Genomic DNA, 17068 nt, shown 5'->3' with positions numbered 1-17068 from the left:
AAATAAGGAGTGAGTTTCCCCGATGCGGACGATCCTGTTAAAGTGGAGCTTATATGTACTAGCGGTCGGCTTGATTCTCCCTGCATGCAACGCACAACCGAGAATGCAGGCCGAAGGGAACGACGTCGCGGCGCGAACGATCCGAAACGAACCCGTGGAGCTGTACGGCCCATGGGGACGGTTCGGGCTGGAGGAAACCCGCAGGCGGTTTCCGAACGCGCAGATCGTCGATTATGAGCATATGGGACGCGACGCGGTCGAGACGTTCCATTATGCATTGAGGGAAGGCGGACGCGAATTCGTCGTCGAAGTGCGGATCGCGTTCGATCCGGAAACCAATCGCGTCATCGCCGTGGACGTCGATCCGTTAGGCACGGGCCTCGCCCCTGGCGTTGGTGCGGGCGGAGGCGCGGGCTTGGGCGGCGCCGCTGCAGGGACCGGGACGCGGTAAGACGGCAAGCTAGCTGCGGCTGCTTCGTCTTCCATGGATCGCGTTCCACCACTCTCCATACTCCCCGGCGGCGGTTCGTGTTATAATGGTTTTGTAACGCCGCTTCATTGCTTTACTTACGGGGCCGTTTATGGATTCGACGGGAATAGTTCGAGCATGAGTAGCGAGTAGCGGGGCCGCGTCCGCTTCATCAACGCTAAAGCCATAATAAATGGCAAAGCACAACCTTCTTACGCAGTAGCAGCTTAATAACCTGCTCTCGTGCTTCTACCTAGCATCGCCCATGTGCTAGGATAGGGGCTCACCTTTAGTGGGATACGCCGTCAGGTCTCCGCCTGGGGTCTGACGGAAGAAGACAATCAGGCTGATCGCGCGCGAAGCCGGTTCCGGGGCGTCCGCGCGATGACAACAATACCGTAACTACACTCGTAGAAGCTTGTGTGCCGTTATTTTCGGACAGGGGTTCGACTCCCCTCGGCTCCATACCAAGTGCAGAGACACCCGAGAGGGTGTCTTTTGCTTTGTGGTTCGAATGCGTTATTGACTGACTTTAGCTTTAGGAGGCGATTGACTATGATAACAGTGCTCAATGTGGATGGTCACAAACTTACCCCCTGTTTGCTTCACCGGGCATGGAGAGAAGTCGATCGCGCTCGTGCCGTCTGGATTGACGAGCAGACGATTCGATTGCTTTACAACCCATTTTTATTTCGAGACTGTCGGAAAGCCGCATTAAAACGGGATCAGTACACATGCTTGTGGTGCGGGCGTCCCGCAACGACGGTCGATCACATTGTCCCTTCAAGCAAAGGCGGCTCGGATCTTCCCCGAAACTTACTCGCTTCTTGCATGGAGTGCAACACGAAGCGAGGAAACCGTGCAGCGTTCTCATATCTTATAGGAAAAGTGTTTTCCGTGCCGAATCTTATTAAGCTCTGTTACCGCATCATGAAAGCTAAGTATAGCGCGTCATAGTCAGCAAAATGACCCGGCGAAACCAGGAGCGGATGGAAAATTATTTATTTCTATATAAGAGTCATGTAGACTTAAACTCAGTGAGAACACCTCCATTTTACAAGCAAGGACCCAGATACTAGAAAAACCGGAAATAAGAAAACGGTGGTGTCAAGTGAAGCATATTCAGAGAATCTTCACGCTAACACAGCATGTCGGTTGGTGGTATATCGCCGCTATATCCATTGCTGTCTTTCTATTCTCCGCCTGGAAATCCTATGAGTTGTACTTGACTCCGTGCGCGGCTTCGGCCTGCGGAAATTTATTCCAGCTTACGTTCAAGGAAGCGGCCGACCTGAACAGCTTCGGCATGTCTACGCATTTGTACGGGGCGATCGTGACAATTCTGATCACCATTCAATTCATTACGTTTTTCTCTATCGGCGCCCTTCTTTATTATTATGGGTTCAAGGATCGGGTCTGCTTGTTCGCTTCGATCCTGTTGATCGCCACGGGAACGGCGTTAGGAATACAGCCGGAAGTATTTCAGGGTTCTCCTGACATGAATGCTCTCTTGCAAATCGTTAATTTTACGGGAGGTTTGTACCTCTTCTTTCTATTTCTTTATCCGGACGGGCATTTTGCCCCTGGATGGCTGCGTGTCCCCGCTTACTTCGGTCTAGTGGGGACGATTGGACAATACTTTCTGCAGGGTACCCTGATCGACCCCAACACGTGGCCTGCAGTATTCCGTACCTCGGCTTTCCTAACTCTTCATGTACTTATTGTCTACTCGCAAGCGAGACGATATCGAAATGCGACTACCGTGGAACAAAAGAGGCAGATCAAGTGGTTCGTCGCAAGTCTGGGGAGCTTCCTTATCGCCGTTCCGGTCAGCTTGCTGCTGCAGAGTCTGGATCACGGACTTGCCAAAATGCTCACGTGGTTTGTTTTCTATACAGGGCTTCTGTTCATGCCTTTCTCCATCGGAATATCGATCTTCGAGCTGCGCCTCCGCAATATGTCGATCCTCTTTAACAGGACGATCATCTATGTATTCATGACGGTATTTGTGATCAGCACGTACGTTATCGTTGTAGGTTTATTCGGGGCGGTACTGCAGAGCAACGGGAACGTGTTCGTGTCGCTGCTTGCGACCGGCATGGCGGCGGTTCTATTCCAGCCCATCCGATCCGCCGTTCAGCGAGGGGTGAATCGGCTGGTATATGGCGATCGGGAAGAGCCTTATACGGTACTATCCAGGCTCACCGAGCGGGTGGAATTAACGTTGACGCATTCCTCGTTAATGCAGACTGTCGTTGAAGGGCTTGCGCAAGCGCTCAGAATTCCTTATGCTTCGATCGAAATCGAGCAGGACGGACGTCGAATCGCGCTTGCTTCCCATGGAGTGGCCGGGGAGACGGCTTCGGAGCTGCCTCTTCAGATTCAGGGAGAGAAGGTAGGCGTTCTCCGACTGGGGGTACGTTCTTGGCGGGAGACATTGCCTCCGGCTAAATATTATTTGCTGGATGACTTGATTCGGCATGCCGGAATTGCTGTGCAAGCGGTTCGATTGCAGGGCGAACTGCAACGCTCCCGCGAGCGTCTGGTGACGGCGAGAGAGGAAGAGCGGCGTCGGCTGCGTCGGGATCTTCATGACGGTCTCGGCGTGGAGCTGGCCAGTATAGCGCATAAAATAGACGGCCTCCTGTACAAACAACAAGCCGACGACGAAACGGCAGGCAAGCTGAGCGACATTCAAGAGCATCTCAGACAAACCATAAGCAGCTTGCGCCGCTTGGTCTATGCGCTGCGGCCGCCCGCTTTGGACGAGTTCGGATTTGCTTTCGCCGTGCGGGAGATCGCTTACCAATTTGCCGACCATCCTCTGCGGGTCACGGTTGAGACGATGGAGGAGCTGCCTGCGCTGCCTGCCGCCGTTGAGGTGGCTGGCTATCGGATTATACAAGAAGCGGTCGCGAATGCAATTCGGCATTCGAGAGGCAGCAAGTGCGAGATAACCGTACGGGCCGATTCGCATCTCCACATTGCAATAAAGGATGACGGCCATGGATTTCCGTCGAATCCCAAAGCAGGAGTGGGGCAGCAATCGATGAGGGAACGAGCGGAAGAGGTAGGAGGACGCCTATCGGTTACATCGGTGCAGGGTGCTGGAACGACGGTAGCGGTAACCATACCGATCTGGAAAGAGGGAGAGAGCGTCCGTGGAGAAAGACAATCGTATGCGTAAACGAAAGATATTGATTGCAGAAGATCATCCCGTCTTTCGGGACGGCCTTGTCGGGTTGCTGAAGTCTCTGCCGGAATTCGAACTGGTAGGCGAAGCGCAGACGGGAGAAGAAGCGATTCAGCTTGCAGATGCAGAGCGCCCGGATCTGATTCTGATGGACATCAATATGCCGGGAATCAATGGAATTGAAGCCAGTCGCGAAATTATCGCTAAGCATCCGCGGACGGGGATCCTGATCCTTACCATGTTCGATGACGATCATTCCGTCTTTGCGGCGATGCGTTCGGGTGCAAGAGGTTATTTACTGAAGGATGCGTCGCAGCAGGAAATCGTTCGAGCGATTGTAGCCGTCGGAGAAGGGGAGGCGATCTTCAGCTCTGCGATTGCGAGAAGGATGATGTATTATTTCGATACGATGAACAAGAAGCCCGGCGCGGATGTATTCCCGGAGCTGACGGCGCGGGAAAGAGAGATCCTCGATTGGATCGCCAGAGGGGGAAACAATGCGGAGATTGCCAAACAACTGGGGATCGCCTCCAAAACGATGCGAAACTATGTATCCAACATATTAAGCAAGCTGCATGCAGCCGACCGAGCCCATGCGATCGTAATGGCGCGAGAAGCCGGTTTGGGCAAACGAGATCCATCCTGACGGATGGGTCTTTTTTTTTCCTAGCCGCGCGGGACACCGGTCACATGACGTTGGGACGTCCGGGTGCGTATGCTTACGATATCAAGCAAACCAAATGGATGAGGGAAAGGATGTTGGAAATGACGTTTTTGAAAGTGATTCGATTTTTGGCGGTTTGCGGTATTATCGGAGGTTTTTTTCGTGCCCTGATGACTCCGCTAGCACTCGTGTGGGGAATGAATAGCGTACCGGAATTGGTTTCGGGTATCCTCGGTACGATGTGTATGGGGATGGGAATGTTCGGCTTATATTTTGTTCATATCAAAGAAATGGGCAAACTCGGGTTTACCGCCTTCCTCTTCCACTCCGTTGCAAGCTTTATACTGATGGCCATGGTCTTCTCGACACTCGTGTTTGCGGTCCATGATCCGTCCATCCTGGAGGCGAATATGCCTCCGCTGCCTATTATGATCGGCGGTGCCCTCATGATGCCGTTCCTGATGCTGGGTATGATCTTATTCGCTATTACGGTACTGCGAACGAAAGTGTTATCCATTGTGCCGGCGATTTTACTGCTGGCGTCGCCGGTTCTCAACTTTCTTCCTGTCGTATCGGATTACTCGCCGATTATTTGGGGTCTGGCCTTCATGCTGTTCGGGATTGAAGTATGGAAGAAAACAGCTAAAGGAAAGGCGCTTACAAATCTCGACGTAGATGGTTTGCCTGCTTGACTGACGGGAGCGGAGCTCCAAGTGCTAAATCCACAACCGCACGAGGTTGTGGATTTTTGCTTGAAACGACCACCTAGAGATATTTTGAACGGGTTCCCTACTCCCGCGTTATGCCGGCGACATGACCCGGACCTAGAAGCGATAATCGCGCCAGAATGGTAGCCATCTCGGGTGGAGGGGTCTCCATGCCGTTCTCCAGCCATTCCTGGATGACGCCTAGATGGGCGGAGCTGACGTATGCCGTCAAATAATGAACCGGCACCAGCACCTCGTGTCTGGTCTGCGTCAAAACGGGCAGCACCCTTTTGCGAATGACTTCCCGGAGCCGTTTCTGAAACGATGGATCGCCTTTTGGCCCCAGAACGGCATTCATGAACCTTGCATGTTCCTGGAAATATTCGAACAACTTCTGAACAAAGGGGATGGTAGCGCCATGGATTATTTCTTTCCAGTCCCCAGCCATAGCCCATTGATAGCCGGATGCGGCTAACCGTTCGATATGATCCATAATTTCTTTTTCGCTTTGATCGAGCAAATCATATTTGTCCTTGAAATGAATATAGAACGTACCGCGATTAATATCCGCACGATCGGTCAAATCTTTGACCGTAATTCCTTCAAAACCCTTTTCCTCGATCAATTCCGTCAATGCGTCTCTGATCAAGCGTTTCGTACGCACGATTCTTCTGTCTTGAACAGGCGGCTCGGACATTATCATCACTCCTTCTCAACAGAATGGACACACGTGTTGATTATACGGCAGACTCTTACATTCTGATTATTGTAATTGGATGCGAGCTCATTATAATCTACATTGTGAACATTAATCAACACGGTGTTCAAATACGACTGAGGGAGTGTGTGAGAATGAATCTTTTTCGAAATAAGCTGTTTGCGGCTTCGCCGATAATTGCGCTTACGGCGTTGTTTATTTTTGTGCTGACGTCTTACCCTGCCGCTACAATGAAACCGGCGAATCTGCCGATAGCCGTTGTTAACCTGGATGAAGGCGCTATTCTGCAGGACGGGACGGAGATGAAGCTGGGTGAAGCCCTGCTTGGTCAAATCACGACCGGCGCGGGGGCCGCCGACCGGAGTCAAGGAGGTACCGCCGCCTCGCCGGTGAAATGGGTCGAGGTCGGCAGCTATGAGGAGATGCGGGAAGGACTTGACGACAGGCAGTATTACGCTGCGCTGGTCATTCCTGCCGACTTCAGCGCAAAACAGGCTTCGCTTCGATCGTCTGCACCGGAGTCGCCACGGCTTGAAGCGCTGGTCAACCAGGGGATGAATGCGACGGCATCCTCGATGGTTACCCAAATGATGAGCGGGGCGCTGGCGACGATAAACGATGCGGTGAGCGCGCAGCTTCTAGCGGAATTGGAGGCCAAGGGCGCGACCTTGACGCCGTCGCAAGCGGCCGTTGTTGTATCTCCAATCGTCAGCAGTATTACGAATGTCAACGAGACCGGCAGTAGTCCTGCGCGCGGCAACGCGCCGGTATCGCTGTTTCAGCCGCTGTGGATGGCAAGCATTGCGGGAGCGGCCGTTTCGACGATTGCGGCGGGCAAAGCGGTGGAGGCTGCGGATAGCCGCTAGCGGAGGCTTCTAGTCAGATTGTCGCAACTTGCGCTCGGTATCCTTGTTGCATTGCCGGTCGGCTTTGGCTTGTCTTGGCTGGCAGACGCAATGTTGCAGCTGGATGTGCCGGATATTGCGGATGTAGGATGGTTCCTTAGCCTATCGGTGCTTAGCTTCTTCTTGATGATTTCAGCCGTGTTGTCATGGACGGGAATTCGCGGAATCGTATTGTTCGTGTTGCTGTTATTTTTCGGCACACCCCTGCTCGCTTTGCCCGAGGAATTTATGAACGGCTTTTACCGGGACTGGATTCATTCCTGGCTGCCGATGCGGTTTTTGGTGGATGGCTTGCGAGAGCTGTTCTTCTTCGGTGGCGGTATTAGCTGGAATGGAGCAACCGTTGCGTTGAGCGGCATTGCCGTCGTCAGCTTGGTCGTGCTGCTGCTGTCGATCTATAAGCCATCGGCTGCGACCAAGAAGCAAGGCGTGGGCGTGAGCAGGTAAAGGGAAGACGGGGGAATCGCAGCGGTCTCGAAACAATCCGAGCATTACGCGGCGCCCAGCAGCGCTTCGCCTTCCGGATCGCTGTGCGGATGATTCATCACTGCATGGGGCGAGTACGCTTCCATCGATTCCTCGTGGCGGGATTTGCGGGTTTGGAGCATGTCGAGGCAGATTCGGGAGACGACGGTGGTTAGCCATCCGCCCGGGGCGGGGCCTGGGTTGATTCGCTTTATTCCAGGCGATTCGCCCACGCGTTCCATCCCATCAGCGCGAACCAGCCGAGGACTTCTAACGCGAGAACGCGGCTGGCGATGCCGCCGATTCCGACCCCTTGCCCTGCGGCGATGGGATCGAAGCTCATGAAGAAGAAAATCACAAGCAGGAGCGTAAGGGGACTGCCCGCGAGCATAGCGTTCCCGAATCTACGCCAATTCGGAATGTCTCGGAAATAAAATCCCCCGATGACGAAGCTCACCACCGTTGTGCCGGTACTCAATAGGAAGCCTATCGAGTGCATCAAGGTTTGTTCCAAATCATAAAGACCGCATACGATAAGGCCGATAGGCGACAGTGCGAACGATGCTAAACAGGCTTTACGGATGGAAGGCTTACCGTAGTCTCTCATCCTGCGGAATACACCTAGAAGTCCTGCGAAGAGGAGGATTCCGCTCGCGATGAAGGCTCCGTTCATATAGGGGGCGGTAGCCCCCATTCCCAAGCCGCTAATAGGTTGCGTGACGGCGGAATAAGGTTCGATGCGTTCTCCGTAGATGGTATACCCATCGCTCAGGAAGCCGAGAACGACCCATGCCAATGTAAAAAGGACAGGGCCGGCGATGGCGCCCAAAGGCAGCAGTCGTAACAATTCGAATTTCCGATTGCTAGAATTCGAACTGTTCATGAGCATTCTCCTCTAAGAAAAAAATTACGCAATTCCCGAGCGATTCGATCGGGCTGGCCGCGGCGACTCCGATTGCCGGCCCCCTCATGACCGAGCTTGGTGAATTCGATTCTTTGCGCCCCCGGCAGAAGCTTCTCGAGCTTATGAAGCGCATCCTTCATATAGGCCGGGCTTCGATCGCCTCCCATCAAGAGAAAATCCGTACCCATCGAGTCATAACGATCTACGGGTACTATGATTTCGTCGACGAGGCCCACATCATAAGGAATCGTTGCGGCAAGCCGGCCGAAGGGGATCTCGTCGCCTGCGGCGGCGTTCTTCTCCTGCCCGGCCAACATCAACTTGGTTAGACCGACGAGCAGCCGACGAGGCAGTCGGTGGAATATAGGCGGCCCCAACCGCGTTCCCAGCATACTGGTTACCAACGCGGCGGCGATATCGCCTCGAGTCATTTCTTCATCGAATCGCTTCAGCCAATGCGTCGATACGGAACCGTCGAAGGAAAGCGGCGGGTCGAAGAGGGCCGCTTTCCGAATGGAGGGATCGGCCCGCGCCGCTTCCAACGCAAGCAAAGCGCCCAGACTGATTCCGCATATGGAGGTCGCTCGGGTCTGTTCCAGAACAGCCGCGAGATCTTCGATTTCCGTCTGCAATCCGTAACGCTCTCCGTAAGGACCGCTGACTCCTCTGCCCCGGCGTTCCGGCAAGTAGACGGTCAAGGAGTCGGACAGAGCTTCGGCAAGCTCCATATGGCTGGAGGCGGATTCCATGATCCCATGGAGCAGCACCAAACCAGGGCCGCGGCCGACTTGGTAGTATCCGATTCGAGTACCATCCTTGGACATCGCGAAGCGAGGCGCCGACATAGGATCACGACCTTCCTTATCTTAATTCGTCATTCCTGTCTAACAGCGTTAGTCTTTATCTAACATTGTTAGATTACAGTCGCCATGGTATGATTGTCAAGAGAAGGAAGGTGTTTATTTTTGGCCAAAAGAACATCGGACAGCGAGAAACTGGATCTATCCGTCATCGTTCAGACCGCCATGGCTCTCCTCCAGGAAGAGGGGGTCGAGAAGCTTACTATTCGCAGGCTGGCGCAAGCGCTGAATATCAAAGGGGCTTCCTTGTATTGGTACATCCGGGACAAACATGAGCTCATGAGCTTGATGGGGGAAGAAATATGCAAGGGGATCGCGTTCCCGGACGAAAACCTTCCTTGGGAAGAACAGTTGCTCGAGTTCAGCGGACGATGCCGAACGACGTACTTGGAGATCCGCGATTCCGTTCATGTGCTGGTACAAACCCCGCCTACGACCCCATACAGGCTTCACCTCATTACGAAAGTGAACGGGATGCTCGAGAAAGCCGGGTTCGCCGGTCGGGACCTCTTTTCGGCGGGATGGATGTTAAATAACTATATTTGTTCCTTCCTCCTGGACGAATACCGAGTGACCCTTATGGACCGCAATGAATCTACGCCCGTTCCGGATATGGAGCATGAATTTTATTTCGGCGTTCAGGTGTTAATCAAGGGCTTTAGGAACATGGGGGGAAAGGATTGACAACGAACCGAGGATTCAGTATTTTATCTAAGGCAAACGAACGTCTCGTATATCCTCAATAATATGGTTTGAGGGTTTCTACAAGGAGCCAAAGAATCCTAACTACGAGTATAGGTTGCGTGTATTTCAACGCATCCTATATTCAGGTTAGGTTTTTTATTTTTTTATGCGGAGGAAACAGAGAATGGAGACATGGTTCAAGCTGAAGGAAAGAGGAACGTCGGCAGGAACGGAGCTTCTCGCCGGCGTGACGACGTTTTTCACGATGGTATATATCGTCATCGTGAATCCGGGCATATTGAGCGAAGCCGGCATGGATTTTCAAGGCGTGTTTATCGCGACGGTGGCGGCAAGTATTATCGGGACGTTAATTATGGGACTCGCCTCGAATTATCCGATCGTCATCGCCCCGGGCATGGGGCTGAACGCTTACTTCGCCTTCAGCGTCGTCGGCGGAGAAGGGCTCTCTTGGCAAACCGCGCTCGGCGCGGTCTTCGTCGCGGGTTTGTTATTCGTGATCTTATCGTTGACATCGTTTCGCTATATGCTGCTTGACGCGATTCCCGATAGTTTAAAGCATGCGATCACGGTAGGAATCGGCTTATTTATTACATTCATCGGATTGCAAAACGCCAAAATCATCGTCGATTCCCCGGCTACGCTGCTCACGTTAGGCACGTTGACGGAACCTATGACGCTATTGAGCATTATCGGGCTGGCGGTGTCTCTTGCGTTGTTGTCTTATCGGGTGAAAGGGTACCTGTTTATAGGGATGGTCATTACGGCGATTATCGCAGGTTTTATGGGCATGTTGGAGCTGCCGGAGCAATTCGTCTCGCTGCCGACCGGACTATCCGCGACCGCGTTCCAAATGGACATCGGCGGCGTGTTTACGAACGGGTTGTATGCGATCGTATTCACCTTCCTGCTCATTACGTTGTTCGATACGACGGGGACGATGCTCGGGGTAGCGGAGCAGGCCGGGTTGATGAAGGACGGGAAGTTTCCTCGTTCGAGGGGAGCCCTGCTTGCGGACGCCGTCGGTACGACGTCAGGAGCCGTCCTTGGGACGAGCCCGACATCGGCATATATCGAGTCCAGCGCGGGAGTCGCGGTCGGAGGACGAACGGGGCTGACGGCCGTCACAGTGAGCGTGCTCTTGGCCCTTACGCTGTTCTTCTCCCCGATCGTGTCGGTCCTTGCCTCCATTCCGGCGATTACGGCGCCGTCGTTGATTATCGTCGGCTTCCTCATGATCAGCGTGGTGCGGAAAATCGATTGGAACGAATTCGAGGTCGTTTTTCCTGCTTTTTTAATCATCGTATTGATGCCTTTAACGTATAGCATCGCGACGGGAATCGGCGTCGGCTTTATCGCTTACCCGATCTTGAAGGCTGTAAGAGGGAAGTGGAAGGACGTGCACCCAATGTTCTATTTGTTCGCGGTCTTATTTTTCGTACAGCTTGCGTTCTTCGGTCACTGAGCCCAGATCCATTCGATTTCGGGCAGAGCGCGACATGGACGTATACTTCCGTGGTTATTTTTGGCTATACTTAGGGAAGGTCCGGAAATGAATAATTAGGAGAAGAATCGAATATGAAACTTGGGGCATTTTCCGTAAGCTTAAACGTAAAAGATATTCATGAATCGAAGAATTTCTACGAAAAACTCGGATTTCAAGTGTTAGGCGGGGACATGACTCAGAATTGGCTTATTCTGAAGAACGAGAGTTGCGTGATCGGGTTATTCCAGGGAATGTTCGAAAAGAACCTCCTGACCTTTAATCCGGGGTGGAATGGAAATGCGGAAAATCTCGACGAGTTTACGGACATCCGAGAGATTCAAAAGCAGCTGAAGGAAAAGGGAATCCCAATGCTGGTAGAAGCGAATGAGGCGACGGAGGGTCCCGCTCATTTTTTCATTGAAGATCCAGACGGAAATCGGATTCTTATGGACCAGCATCGATAAGACATGGAATAGCCTTCCGCCGTAAATCGGGTGGGAGGCTTTATATTTCTATTTCTAATTGATAGAATGTACCCACGTTAGAAAAGTTATTACTGTAATTACGTTATAACCATTCAAATTTGATCATACTATGGAGAGGAGAATGTAGAATGAGTGGTGTGGTCAAATTGACGAAGGACAAATCGAATGAGATCCGATTTTCACGGAAAATCGGACGGATGGGGAACAGCCTTGGCGTTAGTTTGCCTAAGGGACTTGTTGAGAAATTAAATGTATCCCAAGGGGACGAGATTGAATTCCTCGAAAATGAGCGCGGCGAAATCGTGCTGAAAAAAGCGCGGCAAGGTAAATTGCCCGATCATGTTCGTCCTGAAGTGCTGGAAGCTTTCTTTGATGTCTTCGAGGAAGACAAGGGGATTCTTGAAGATTTAAAGGATCGATAAGATGACGGTGTTTCTAACGAAGGAAGGGATCGTTTCGGCGCATTACTTCATGATGAAACGAATGAACGATGCGGAGCAAGCCGGCGTCAAAGACCACGGGCTTTTAGATTCCGCAGTGCATAGACCCCAGCAGAGCGTCTTCGGCGAGGATGATTATCCGACTCTTTTCGAAAAGGCTGCGGCGTTGTTGGAGTCTTTGGTTAAGAACCATTGTTTTTACAATGGGAATAAGCGGACAGCCTATCTTGTAACAAAATCTTTCTTATTACTGAATGGGTTTCACATGCGCATGGAACGTGAATTTGCAGTAGAGTTTATTGTCGATATCGCTAAGGGATTATACTCGTTCGAATCGATCGCACGAATCCTGGAACAACATTGCGGAGAAAAATGAGGGGCACGCGCAAGGAGGCCTCTAGCCGGTTGCACCATCGTACAGCGTTTTTTGCCTCGCCATGGTGCAATTATTGCACCGCTGCGGTGCACAACCACCGCTCCGCCACGCCGCCACGCACAATCCTCAAGCCGGTTGCACCGTCGTACAGCGTTTTTTGCCTCGCCATGGTGCAATTATTGCACCGCTGCGGTGCACATCCACCGCCCCGCCACGCCGCCACGCACAATCCTCTAGCCGATTGCACCGTCGTGCAGCGTTTTTTGCCTCGCCATGGTGCAATTATTGCACCGCTGCGGTGCACATCCACCGCCCCGCCTCCGCATCCCTAACCGATCGCACCGTCGCGCGGCGTATCCGCCTCGCCCCACATCTGCGGTACTGCGGATACCTTTACACGCCTAATGACGATAGAGGGGGTTAGCGCTTTCTCGAAAAGGAGACATATTCGCGAGGTAAACGACAAGGGCTTCGACCCGTCCGGATCGAAGCCCCTCCGCTCTACGCGCTCAACGCAGCATCCTTCTTCGCTGACGACTGGTTCAGCTTCCCGGCCCAGATGCAGTAGCCCATGCCGACGTAAGCGATGCCCCAGAACGCCGCGAAGTATTTGTTGTCCTCGATCGGAAGGAAGATGCTGATCAGCATCAGCACGAGCAGAGCCGGCACCCAGCGAGGGAAGACGTTGGCCCGGAACGTCAGAATGGCGAAGACGAGCGAGCCCAGCATCATGCCGATCATGTTGATCATGCGGGTGACGTCGACCAAGACGCCTTCCGGCATCGGACCGTCGGCGCCGAAGACGAACGTCGCCCACACCATGGCGGTCGTCACGATGTTCGCGACGATGATCGCGAGCGTCGTAATGAAGCCGGTAACGCCTGTTTCGCGAGACTGCACTAGATACGCGGCGATGGTGCCGACCGACATTAATATGCAGGCGATAAAGCCGAAAGTCAGCTCTTGCGGACTGTCCGTACCCCAGACGATCGAGGTCGGCGTCATGCCGATGCGAGCGATGCCCGCTAAGATGCAAATCATGCCCAACCATTTGATCACTTGCTGTAGATTCATTATTACCATCCTCCGATTCGATTTCTCGAGGTTCGCCTCGCTTCATGAATCCATCATACGGGGCGGGAATTCCCGCGGACTAGAGAAGGGCATTCCCGAAATCGCGGGAAAGGAGGGGCCGTTTTCGGGAAGAGGGAAGGAAGAGCGCAGGAAAAGACATTCCATCCATATCCAATCCGCAGGCAGGGGGCTATAATTAGCTATATCCATCAATCAGGAAGGCGTGTAAGGGATGGCATGGCATGCTAGAAAGTCGAACGATTGGAAAATGGCAAGCCTGCAGCTGCTCGTCTTAGCGTTCTGCGCGGCCGCGATTGCGATGTATATCGGCGGTATTCCTAAGTATTACGCGGCGTTAACGGAAACCTGTCTCGTCCAAGGCTGCGGCAGCATCGTGCCCGCGATGACGTTCCCGGCGGAAGGGTTCGCCTTAGAGAGCTACGCCCTATTATTTGTGCTGATCGATTGCGCGTTTACGTTCGTGTTCTATGCGACGTCCGCAGTCATGCTGTGGAAAGGAGGGGCGCGCCAACCGATGGGCCTCTTGGCCGTCATGGCGATGGTTTCCTTCGGCACGTCCTTCCCGTCGCTGGCGGCGGTCGCCTCGCAGGGGAGCGCGTTCGCGGAGCAGTGGTTTATGCTGGTCGCGATGGCGGGATGGATGTCGTTGTCGTTGTTTTTCTTCTTGTTTCCCGACGGGTTTTTCGTGCCGAAGTGGACGCGATACGCATTCCTTCTCATCGTCGCCGTGGACGTGCTTCAACTTCTGAATCGCGGCCGGATCTGGGACGTGCTGCAGGTGCCCGAGTACGTTCAACTGCTGTGGTACGTCGGCTCTACGGTTATCCTCATTTATTCGCAGGTCTACCGCTTCAAGAAGGTGTCCCCGCCGATCGAGAGGCAGCGAACGAAGTGGGTCGTATACGGCGTGTCGATCGGCATCGTCGGCTTTATTGCCATGAGCATCTTGTTCGACCCCGCCATCAACGACGGAACCGTCATGACCTACGTCTATTTGAACGGAATCCTGAATCTAACGCTTACCGCCATTCCGATTACGCTGACGATGGCGGTGCTGCGCAAGCGGCTGTGGAACATCGACCCTCTGGTGAACCGTACGCTCGTCTATGCGGCGTTGTCCGTCTGCGTCGTCCTGCTGTATACCGCGGCCGTACTCTACTTGGGCCAATTGTTCCGGACGAAGGATAACTTCGTCGTGTCGCTGCTGGCGACCGCCGTGGTCGCGATCGCGTTCGCGCCGCTTAAGGAGTGGCTGCAGCGCCAAATCCACCGGCTGATGAAAGGCCGGCACGACGATCCGTACGCCGTGCTCCTCGAGCTGGGCGATCAGCTGATCCGGCCGCTGGCGCCGGAGGCGATGCTGGACGCCGTCGTCCGAACGGTGAAAGAGGCGCTGCGCCTGCCGTATGCGGGCATCTCGATCGGTATCGGGGGCGGCGGGCCGGAGAAGACGGTCGCTTCCGCGGGAGACGTCGCGAACGAGCTTCACGCCTACCCTGTCATCCATAGAGGAGAAGAGCTCGGTACGCTCTATATCGCGAGCCGCTCGCCGGGAGAATCGTTCTCGCCGGAGGACGCCAAGTTCCTCGACGTGCTGCTGCGACAAGCCGGCCCGATCGTCGAGAACGTCAACATGACGCTAGGCATGAAGCTGTTGGCGAAAGACCTGCAAGAATCTCGCGAGAAGCTGGTGTTGGCCCGGGAGGAAGAGCGCCGGCAAATTCGAAAAAACCTGCACGACGACCTCGCCCCGAGATTGGCCGCGTTGGCGTTGAATGCGGCGACGGCTCGAAAATACGTAGAGAAGCAGCCTTCCACCGCCATCGAAATGCTGGAAGACCTCCGGCAAGTCATTCGATCTACCGTAGGCGAAATCCGGACGATGGTCCATGATTTGCGCCCGCCCGCTCTGGACGAACTGGGACTCATGGGGGCGATCCGAGAGCGGGTCCACGAGCTGTCGAAGCCGGCGCTGCTGCTGGCCGAGGAAGCGGGAACCGAGCCGCTGCGTATCGAGCTCCGCGCGCCGAACCCGCTGCCGGCGCTGCCCGCCGCGGTGGAGGTGGCGGCGTACCGCATCGTCGTGGAGTCGGTCGTGAATGTAATCAAGCATGCCCGAGCGACGTTATGTACGGTACGATTGGAGGTTGCGGCGGAGGGCCGGTTGACGGTGGAGATCGCGGATAACGGCGTCGTCGGCGGCAGCCCCTTGGCGACGGCATCCGCCGGGACCGGCGGCAAAGGCGGCCTCGGCCAGCAATCGATCCGGGAGCGGGCCGCCGAGCTGGGGGGGCAATGTACGATCGAGCGATTGGAAGAGGGCGGCACGCGGGTGTCGGCCGTGCTGCCGTTTTAAACGAAAGGGGAAGGGGAGCTTACGTGTGAAAATCGTCATCGCCGACGACCATCCGCTGTTTCGGAGCGGCGTTCGAAACTTGCTCGGAACGACGGACGACTTGGTGGTCGTAGGAGAAGCTTCGTCCGGGGACGAGGCATTGGATCTGGCCGCCGCGCTGCAGCCGGATGTCATCTTGATGGATATCCGGATGCCCGGCTTGAACGGAATCGAGGCGACCCGGCTCATCAAGGAGCGGTACCCGCGCGTGGAAGTGCTGGTGCTTACCATGTTCCAGGACGACCAATCCGTGTTTACGGCGATGCGCGCCGGAGCGAAGGGCTACGTGCTGAAGGATGCCGACGAGCCGGAACTGCTGCAATCGATACGAATGGTCGGGAACGGCGGGGCGGTGTTCAGCGCGGACATCGCGTCGCGGATGATTCACTATTTCGCGGCGCCCAAGGCGGCCTCCAAGCCGGAGCATCCGGCGCTCGCCGAGCTGTCCAAGCGGGAGATGGAAATCTTGGAGCGCATCGCCGAAGGGGAGACGAACGCGCAGATCGCCGCGCGTCTCTTCATCAGCGCCAAGACGGTGGCGAACAATATTTCCACGATCTTGAACAAGCTGCAAGTCGCGGATCGGAACGAAGCTAGGCGACTATTGAAGGAGTCGCGGGAGCAGTAATCATACTCGATAACCCAAAGCCTTTGCCAGCCTCGCCAGGCCGCTCCGCTCGCTTAAGCGGGGAGGGTAACGAATGCGTCGCGCGTCATAGACATATATAACAACATTCCCAATGGAGGTTGAGGCCGATGTCGGAAACGAAAAGCATATTGGAATGGACGTTGGTGTCGGAATGTCCGATCCCGAAGGACGTCACGGAAATCCTGGTGCCCGGGGAAAACGCGGTCGCGGCGTATAAGACGTTTCGCGACGTGGCGATCTTCACGAACAAGCGGCTGATCGTACGCGACGCTCAAGGCTTGACCGGCAAGAAGGTGGAGATCTATTCCTTGCCGTATTCGTCCATTAATATGTGGTCCACGGAAAACGCCGGCGGGTTCCTCGATTTTAACGCGGAGGTCGAGCTGTGGACGCGAGCGGGTCATATCAAAGTGAGGCTTCAAAAAGGGGTCGACATCCGCAAGTTCGACATGCTGATCGCTAACGCGCTGTTGCGAGACTAACAAGCGGCCGCACATCGGTCCGCGGCCCGTACATTTTCGAAGCTCTTAGAATAGGAATCCCGCCGCTCTAATA

The 17068-nt window shown here is 54.4% G+C and carries 20 protein-coding genes, 1 other RNA gene and 1 riboswitch; of the genes, 16 read left to right on the top strand and 5 right to left on the bottom strand.

Annotated features, from left to right (window positions below):
* Positions 1 to 22 precede the first annotated feature (22 nt).
* The 6 genes from FE782_RS26110 (at position 23) to FE782_RS26085 (ending at position 5018) form a co-directional block, all read left to right on the top strand.
* Positions 23 to 451 (top strand): DUF3889 domain-containing protein, encoded by a 429-nt coding sequence (locus FE782_RS26110; RefSeq protein ID WP_138197304.1) that lies wholly within the window; start codon positions 23 to 25, stop codon positions 449 to 451.
* A 120-nt stretch (positions 452 to 571) separates the two neighbouring features.
* Positions 572 to 937, top strand: a transfer-messenger RNA (tmRNA) gene (ssrA, locus tag FE782_RS26105).
* A gap of 87 nt (positions 938 to 1024) precedes the next feature.
* On the top strand, positions 1025 to 1426 hold the full coding sequence (locus tag FE782_RS26100; RefSeq protein WP_138197303.1) for an HNH endonuclease: 402 nt from the start codon (positions 1025 to 1027) through the stop codon (positions 1424 to 1426).
* Between the two features lie 154 nt (positions 1427 to 1580).
* Positions 1581 to 3656, top strand: coding sequence for a sensor histidine kinase (locus FE782_RS26095; protein ID WP_138197302.1), 2076 nt, complete (start codon positions 1581 to 1583; stop codon positions 3654 to 3656).
* Entirely contained in the window at positions 3631 to 4308 is a 678-nt protein-coding gene (locus FE782_RS26090; protein ID WP_238392667.1) for a response regulator transcription factor, read from the top strand. Before FE782_RS26095 ends, FE782_RS26090 begins: the two co-directional genes overlap by 26 nt.
* A 44-nt stretch (positions 4309 to 4352) precedes the next feature.
* Positions 4353 to 5018, top strand: a complete 666-nt coding sequence (locus FE782_RS26085; RefSeq protein WP_158299558.1) for a hypothetical protein — start codon at positions 4353 to 4355, stop codon at positions 5016 to 5018.
* Between the two features lie 97 nt (positions 5019 to 5115).
* Here the strand turns inward: FE782_RS26085 and FE782_RS26080 are convergent, their stop codons facing one another.
* Entirely contained in the window at positions 5116 to 5730 is a 615-nt protein-coding gene (locus FE782_RS26080; RefSeq protein WP_138197300.1) for a TetR/AcrR family transcriptional regulator, read from the bottom strand.
* Between the two features lie 155 nt (positions 5731 to 5885).
* Between FE782_RS26080 and FE782_RS26075 the strand changes: the two genes are divergently transcribed.
* Both FE782_RS26075 and FE782_RS26070 read left to right on the top strand, forming a co-directional pair.
* Complete coding sequence (locus tag FE782_RS26075) at positions 5886 to 6617, top strand: YhgE/Pip domain-containing protein (protein ID WP_158299557.1); 732 nt, start codon at positions 5886 to 5888, stop codon at positions 6615 to 6617.
* Between the two features lie 18 nt (positions 6618 to 6635).
* Positions 6636 to 7103, top strand: coding sequence for a hypothetical protein (locus FE782_RS26070; protein ID WP_238392666.1), 468 nt, complete (start codon positions 6636 to 6638; stop codon positions 7101 to 7103).
* 44 nt (positions 7104 to 7147) lie between these two features.
* Here the strand turns inward: FE782_RS26070 and FE782_RS26065 are convergent, their stop codons facing one another.
* From FE782_RS26065 to FE782_RS26055, 3 genes are read right to left on the bottom strand one after another with little or no spacing between them, the layout of a single operon-like run.
* Positions 7148 to 7354, bottom strand: coding sequence for a hypothetical protein (locus FE782_RS26065; protein WP_138197298.1), 207 nt, complete (start codon positions 7352 to 7354; stop codon positions 7148 to 7150).
* Positions 7333 to 8004 (bottom strand): DUF998 domain-containing protein, encoded by a 672-nt coding sequence (locus tag FE782_RS26060; RefSeq protein ID WP_158299556.1) that lies wholly within the window; start codon positions 8002 to 8004, stop codon positions 7333 to 7335. Before FE782_RS26060 ends, FE782_RS26065 begins: the two co-directional genes overlap by 22 nt.
* Positions 8001 to 8870 (bottom strand): alpha/beta fold hydrolase, encoded by an 870-nt coding sequence (locus FE782_RS26055; protein WP_138197296.1) that lies wholly within the window; start codon positions 8868 to 8870, stop codon positions 8001 to 8003. The genes FE782_RS26060 and FE782_RS26055 overlap by 4 nt, the downstream gene beginning before the upstream one ends.
* Before the next feature lie 120 nt (positions 8871 to 8990).
* On the opposite strand from FE782_RS26055, the gene FE782_RS26050 reads away from it, so the two are divergent.
* The 5 genes from FE782_RS26050 (at position 8991) to FE782_RS26030 (ending at position 12374) form a co-directional block, all read left to right on the top strand.
* Positions 8991 to 9569: a TetR/AcrR family transcriptional regulator C-terminal domain-containing protein gene (locus FE782_RS26050; RefSeq protein WP_138197295.1), complete on the top strand. Its 579-nt coding sequence runs from the start codon at positions 8991 to 8993 to the stop codon at positions 9567 to 9569.
* A gap of 25 nt (positions 9570 to 9594) precedes the next feature.
* Positions 9595 to 9694: riboswitch (purine riboswitch) on the top strand.
* A gap of 59 nt (positions 9695 to 9753) precedes the next feature.
* Positions 9754 to 11052, top strand: a complete 1299-nt coding sequence (locus tag FE782_RS26045; RefSeq protein ID WP_138197294.1) for an NCS2 family permease — start codon at positions 9754 to 9756, stop codon at positions 11050 to 11052.
* Between the two features lie 113 nt (positions 11053 to 11165).
* Positions 11166 to 11537 carry a VOC family protein gene (locus FE782_RS26040; protein ID WP_138197293.1) on the top strand — a complete coding sequence of 124 codons (372 nt, stop codon included), beginning with the start codon at positions 11166 to 11168 and terminating at the stop codon, positions 11535 to 11537.
* Between the two features lie 149 nt (positions 11538 to 11686).
* The gene (locus FE782_RS26035) at positions 11687 to 11980 is read left to right on the top strand and encodes an AbrB/MazE/SpoVT family DNA-binding domain-containing protein (protein WP_138197292.1); all 294 of its coding nucleotides are present in this window, start codon (positions 11687 to 11689) and stop codon (positions 11978 to 11980) included.
* Between the two features lies 1 nt (position 11981).
* On the top strand, positions 11982 to 12374 hold the full coding sequence (locus FE782_RS26030; protein ID WP_138197291.1) for a type II toxin-antitoxin system death-on-curing family toxin: 393 nt from the start codon (positions 11982 to 11984) through the stop codon (positions 12372 to 12374).
* A gap of 501 nt (positions 12375 to 12875) precedes the next feature.
* Here FE782_RS26030 and FE782_RS26025 read toward each other — a convergent pair.
* Positions 12876 to 13448, bottom strand: coding sequence for a hypothetical protein (locus FE782_RS26025; protein WP_138197290.1), 573 nt, complete (start codon positions 13446 to 13448; stop codon positions 12876 to 12878).
* Between the two features lie 232 nt (positions 13449 to 13680).
* Between FE782_RS26025 and FE782_RS26020 the strand changes: the two genes are divergently transcribed.
* From FE782_RS26020 to FE782_RS26010, 3 genes are all read left to right on the top strand, one after another.
* Positions 13681 to 15825 carry a GAF domain-containing sensor histidine kinase gene (locus FE782_RS26020; RefSeq protein ID WP_138197289.1) on the top strand — a complete coding sequence of 715 codons (2145 nt, stop codon included), beginning with the start codon at positions 13681 to 13683 and terminating at the stop codon, positions 15823 to 15825.
* 25 nt (positions 15826 to 15850) lie between these two features.
* A complete protein-coding gene (locus tag FE782_RS26015; protein ID WP_138197288.1) occupies positions 15851 to 16492 on the top strand; it encodes a response regulator transcription factor in 642 nt (213 codons plus the stop codon).
* A gap of 128 nt (positions 16493 to 16620) precedes the next feature.
* Positions 16621 to 16995 (top strand): PH domain-containing protein, encoded by a 375-nt coding sequence (locus tag FE782_RS26010; RefSeq protein WP_138197287.1) that lies wholly within the window; start codon positions 16621 to 16623, stop codon positions 16993 to 16995.
* Positions 16996 to 17068 lie beyond the last annotated feature (73 nt).

Source organism: Paenibacillus antri (genome assembly GCF_005765165.1).
In the GTDB taxonomy this organism is placed as follows: Bacteria; Bacillota; Bacilli; order Paenibacillales; family YIM-B00363; genus Paenibacillus_AE; species Paenibacillus_AE antri.
This window is presented reverse-complemented; position numbering and strand designations above follow the sequence as displayed.

Bases quoted from the DNA above. Each gene is read 5' to 3' on its own strand.
- FE782_RS26110 (WP_138197304.1), top strand. From the start codon at position 23: ATGCGGACGATCCTGTTAAAGTGGAGCTTATATGTACTAGCGGTCGGC.
- FE782_RS26100 (WP_138197303.1), top strand. From the start codon at position 1,025: ATGATAACAGTGCTCAATGTGGATGGTCACAAACTTACCCCCTGTTTG.
- FE782_RS26085 (WP_158299558.1), top strand. From the start codon at position 4,353: ATGACGTTGGGACGTCCGGGTGCGTATGCTTACGATATCAAGCAAACC.
- FE782_RS26080 (WP_138197300.1), bottom strand. From the start codon at position 5,730: ATGTCCGAGCCGCCTGTTCAAGACAGAAGAATCGTGCGTACGAAACGC.
- FE782_RS26075 (WP_158299557.1), top strand. From the start codon at position 5,886: ATGAATCTTTTTCGAAATAAGCTGTTTGCGGCTTCGCCGATAATTGCG.
- FE782_RS26060 (WP_158299556.1), bottom strand. From the start codon at position 8,004: ATGAACAGTTCGAATTCTAGCAATCGGAAATTCGAATTGTTACGACTG.
- FE782_RS26055 (WP_138197296.1), bottom strand. From the start codon at position 8,870: ATGTCGGCGCCTCGCTTCGCGATGTCCAAGGATGGTACTCGAATCGGA.
- FE782_RS26045 (WP_138197294.1), top strand. From the start codon at position 9,754: ATGGAGACATGGTTCAAGCTGAAGGAAAGAGGAACGTCGGCAGGAACG.
- FE782_RS26040 (WP_138197293.1), top strand. From the start codon at position 11,166: ATGAAACTTGGGGCATTTTCCGTAAGCTTAAACGTAAAAGATATTCAT.
- FE782_RS26035 (WP_138197292.1), top strand. From the start codon at position 11,687: ATGAGTGGTGTGGTCAAATTGACGAAGGACAAATCGAATGAGATCCGA.
- FE782_RS26030 (WP_138197291.1), top strand. From the start codon at position 11,982: ATGACGGTGTTTCTAACGAAGGAAGGGATCGTTTCGGCGCATTACTTC.
- FE782_RS26025 (WP_138197290.1), bottom strand. From the start codon at position 13,448: ATGAATCTACAGCAAGTGATCAAATGGTTGGGCATGATTTGCATCTTA.
- FE782_RS26020 (WP_138197289.1), top strand. From the start codon at position 13,681: ATGGCATGGCATGCTAGAAAGTCGAACGATTGGAAAATGGCAAGCCTG.
- FE782_RS26010 (WP_138197287.1), top strand. From the start codon at position 16,621: ATGTCGGAAACGAAAAGCATATTGGAATGGACGTTGGTGTCGGAATGT.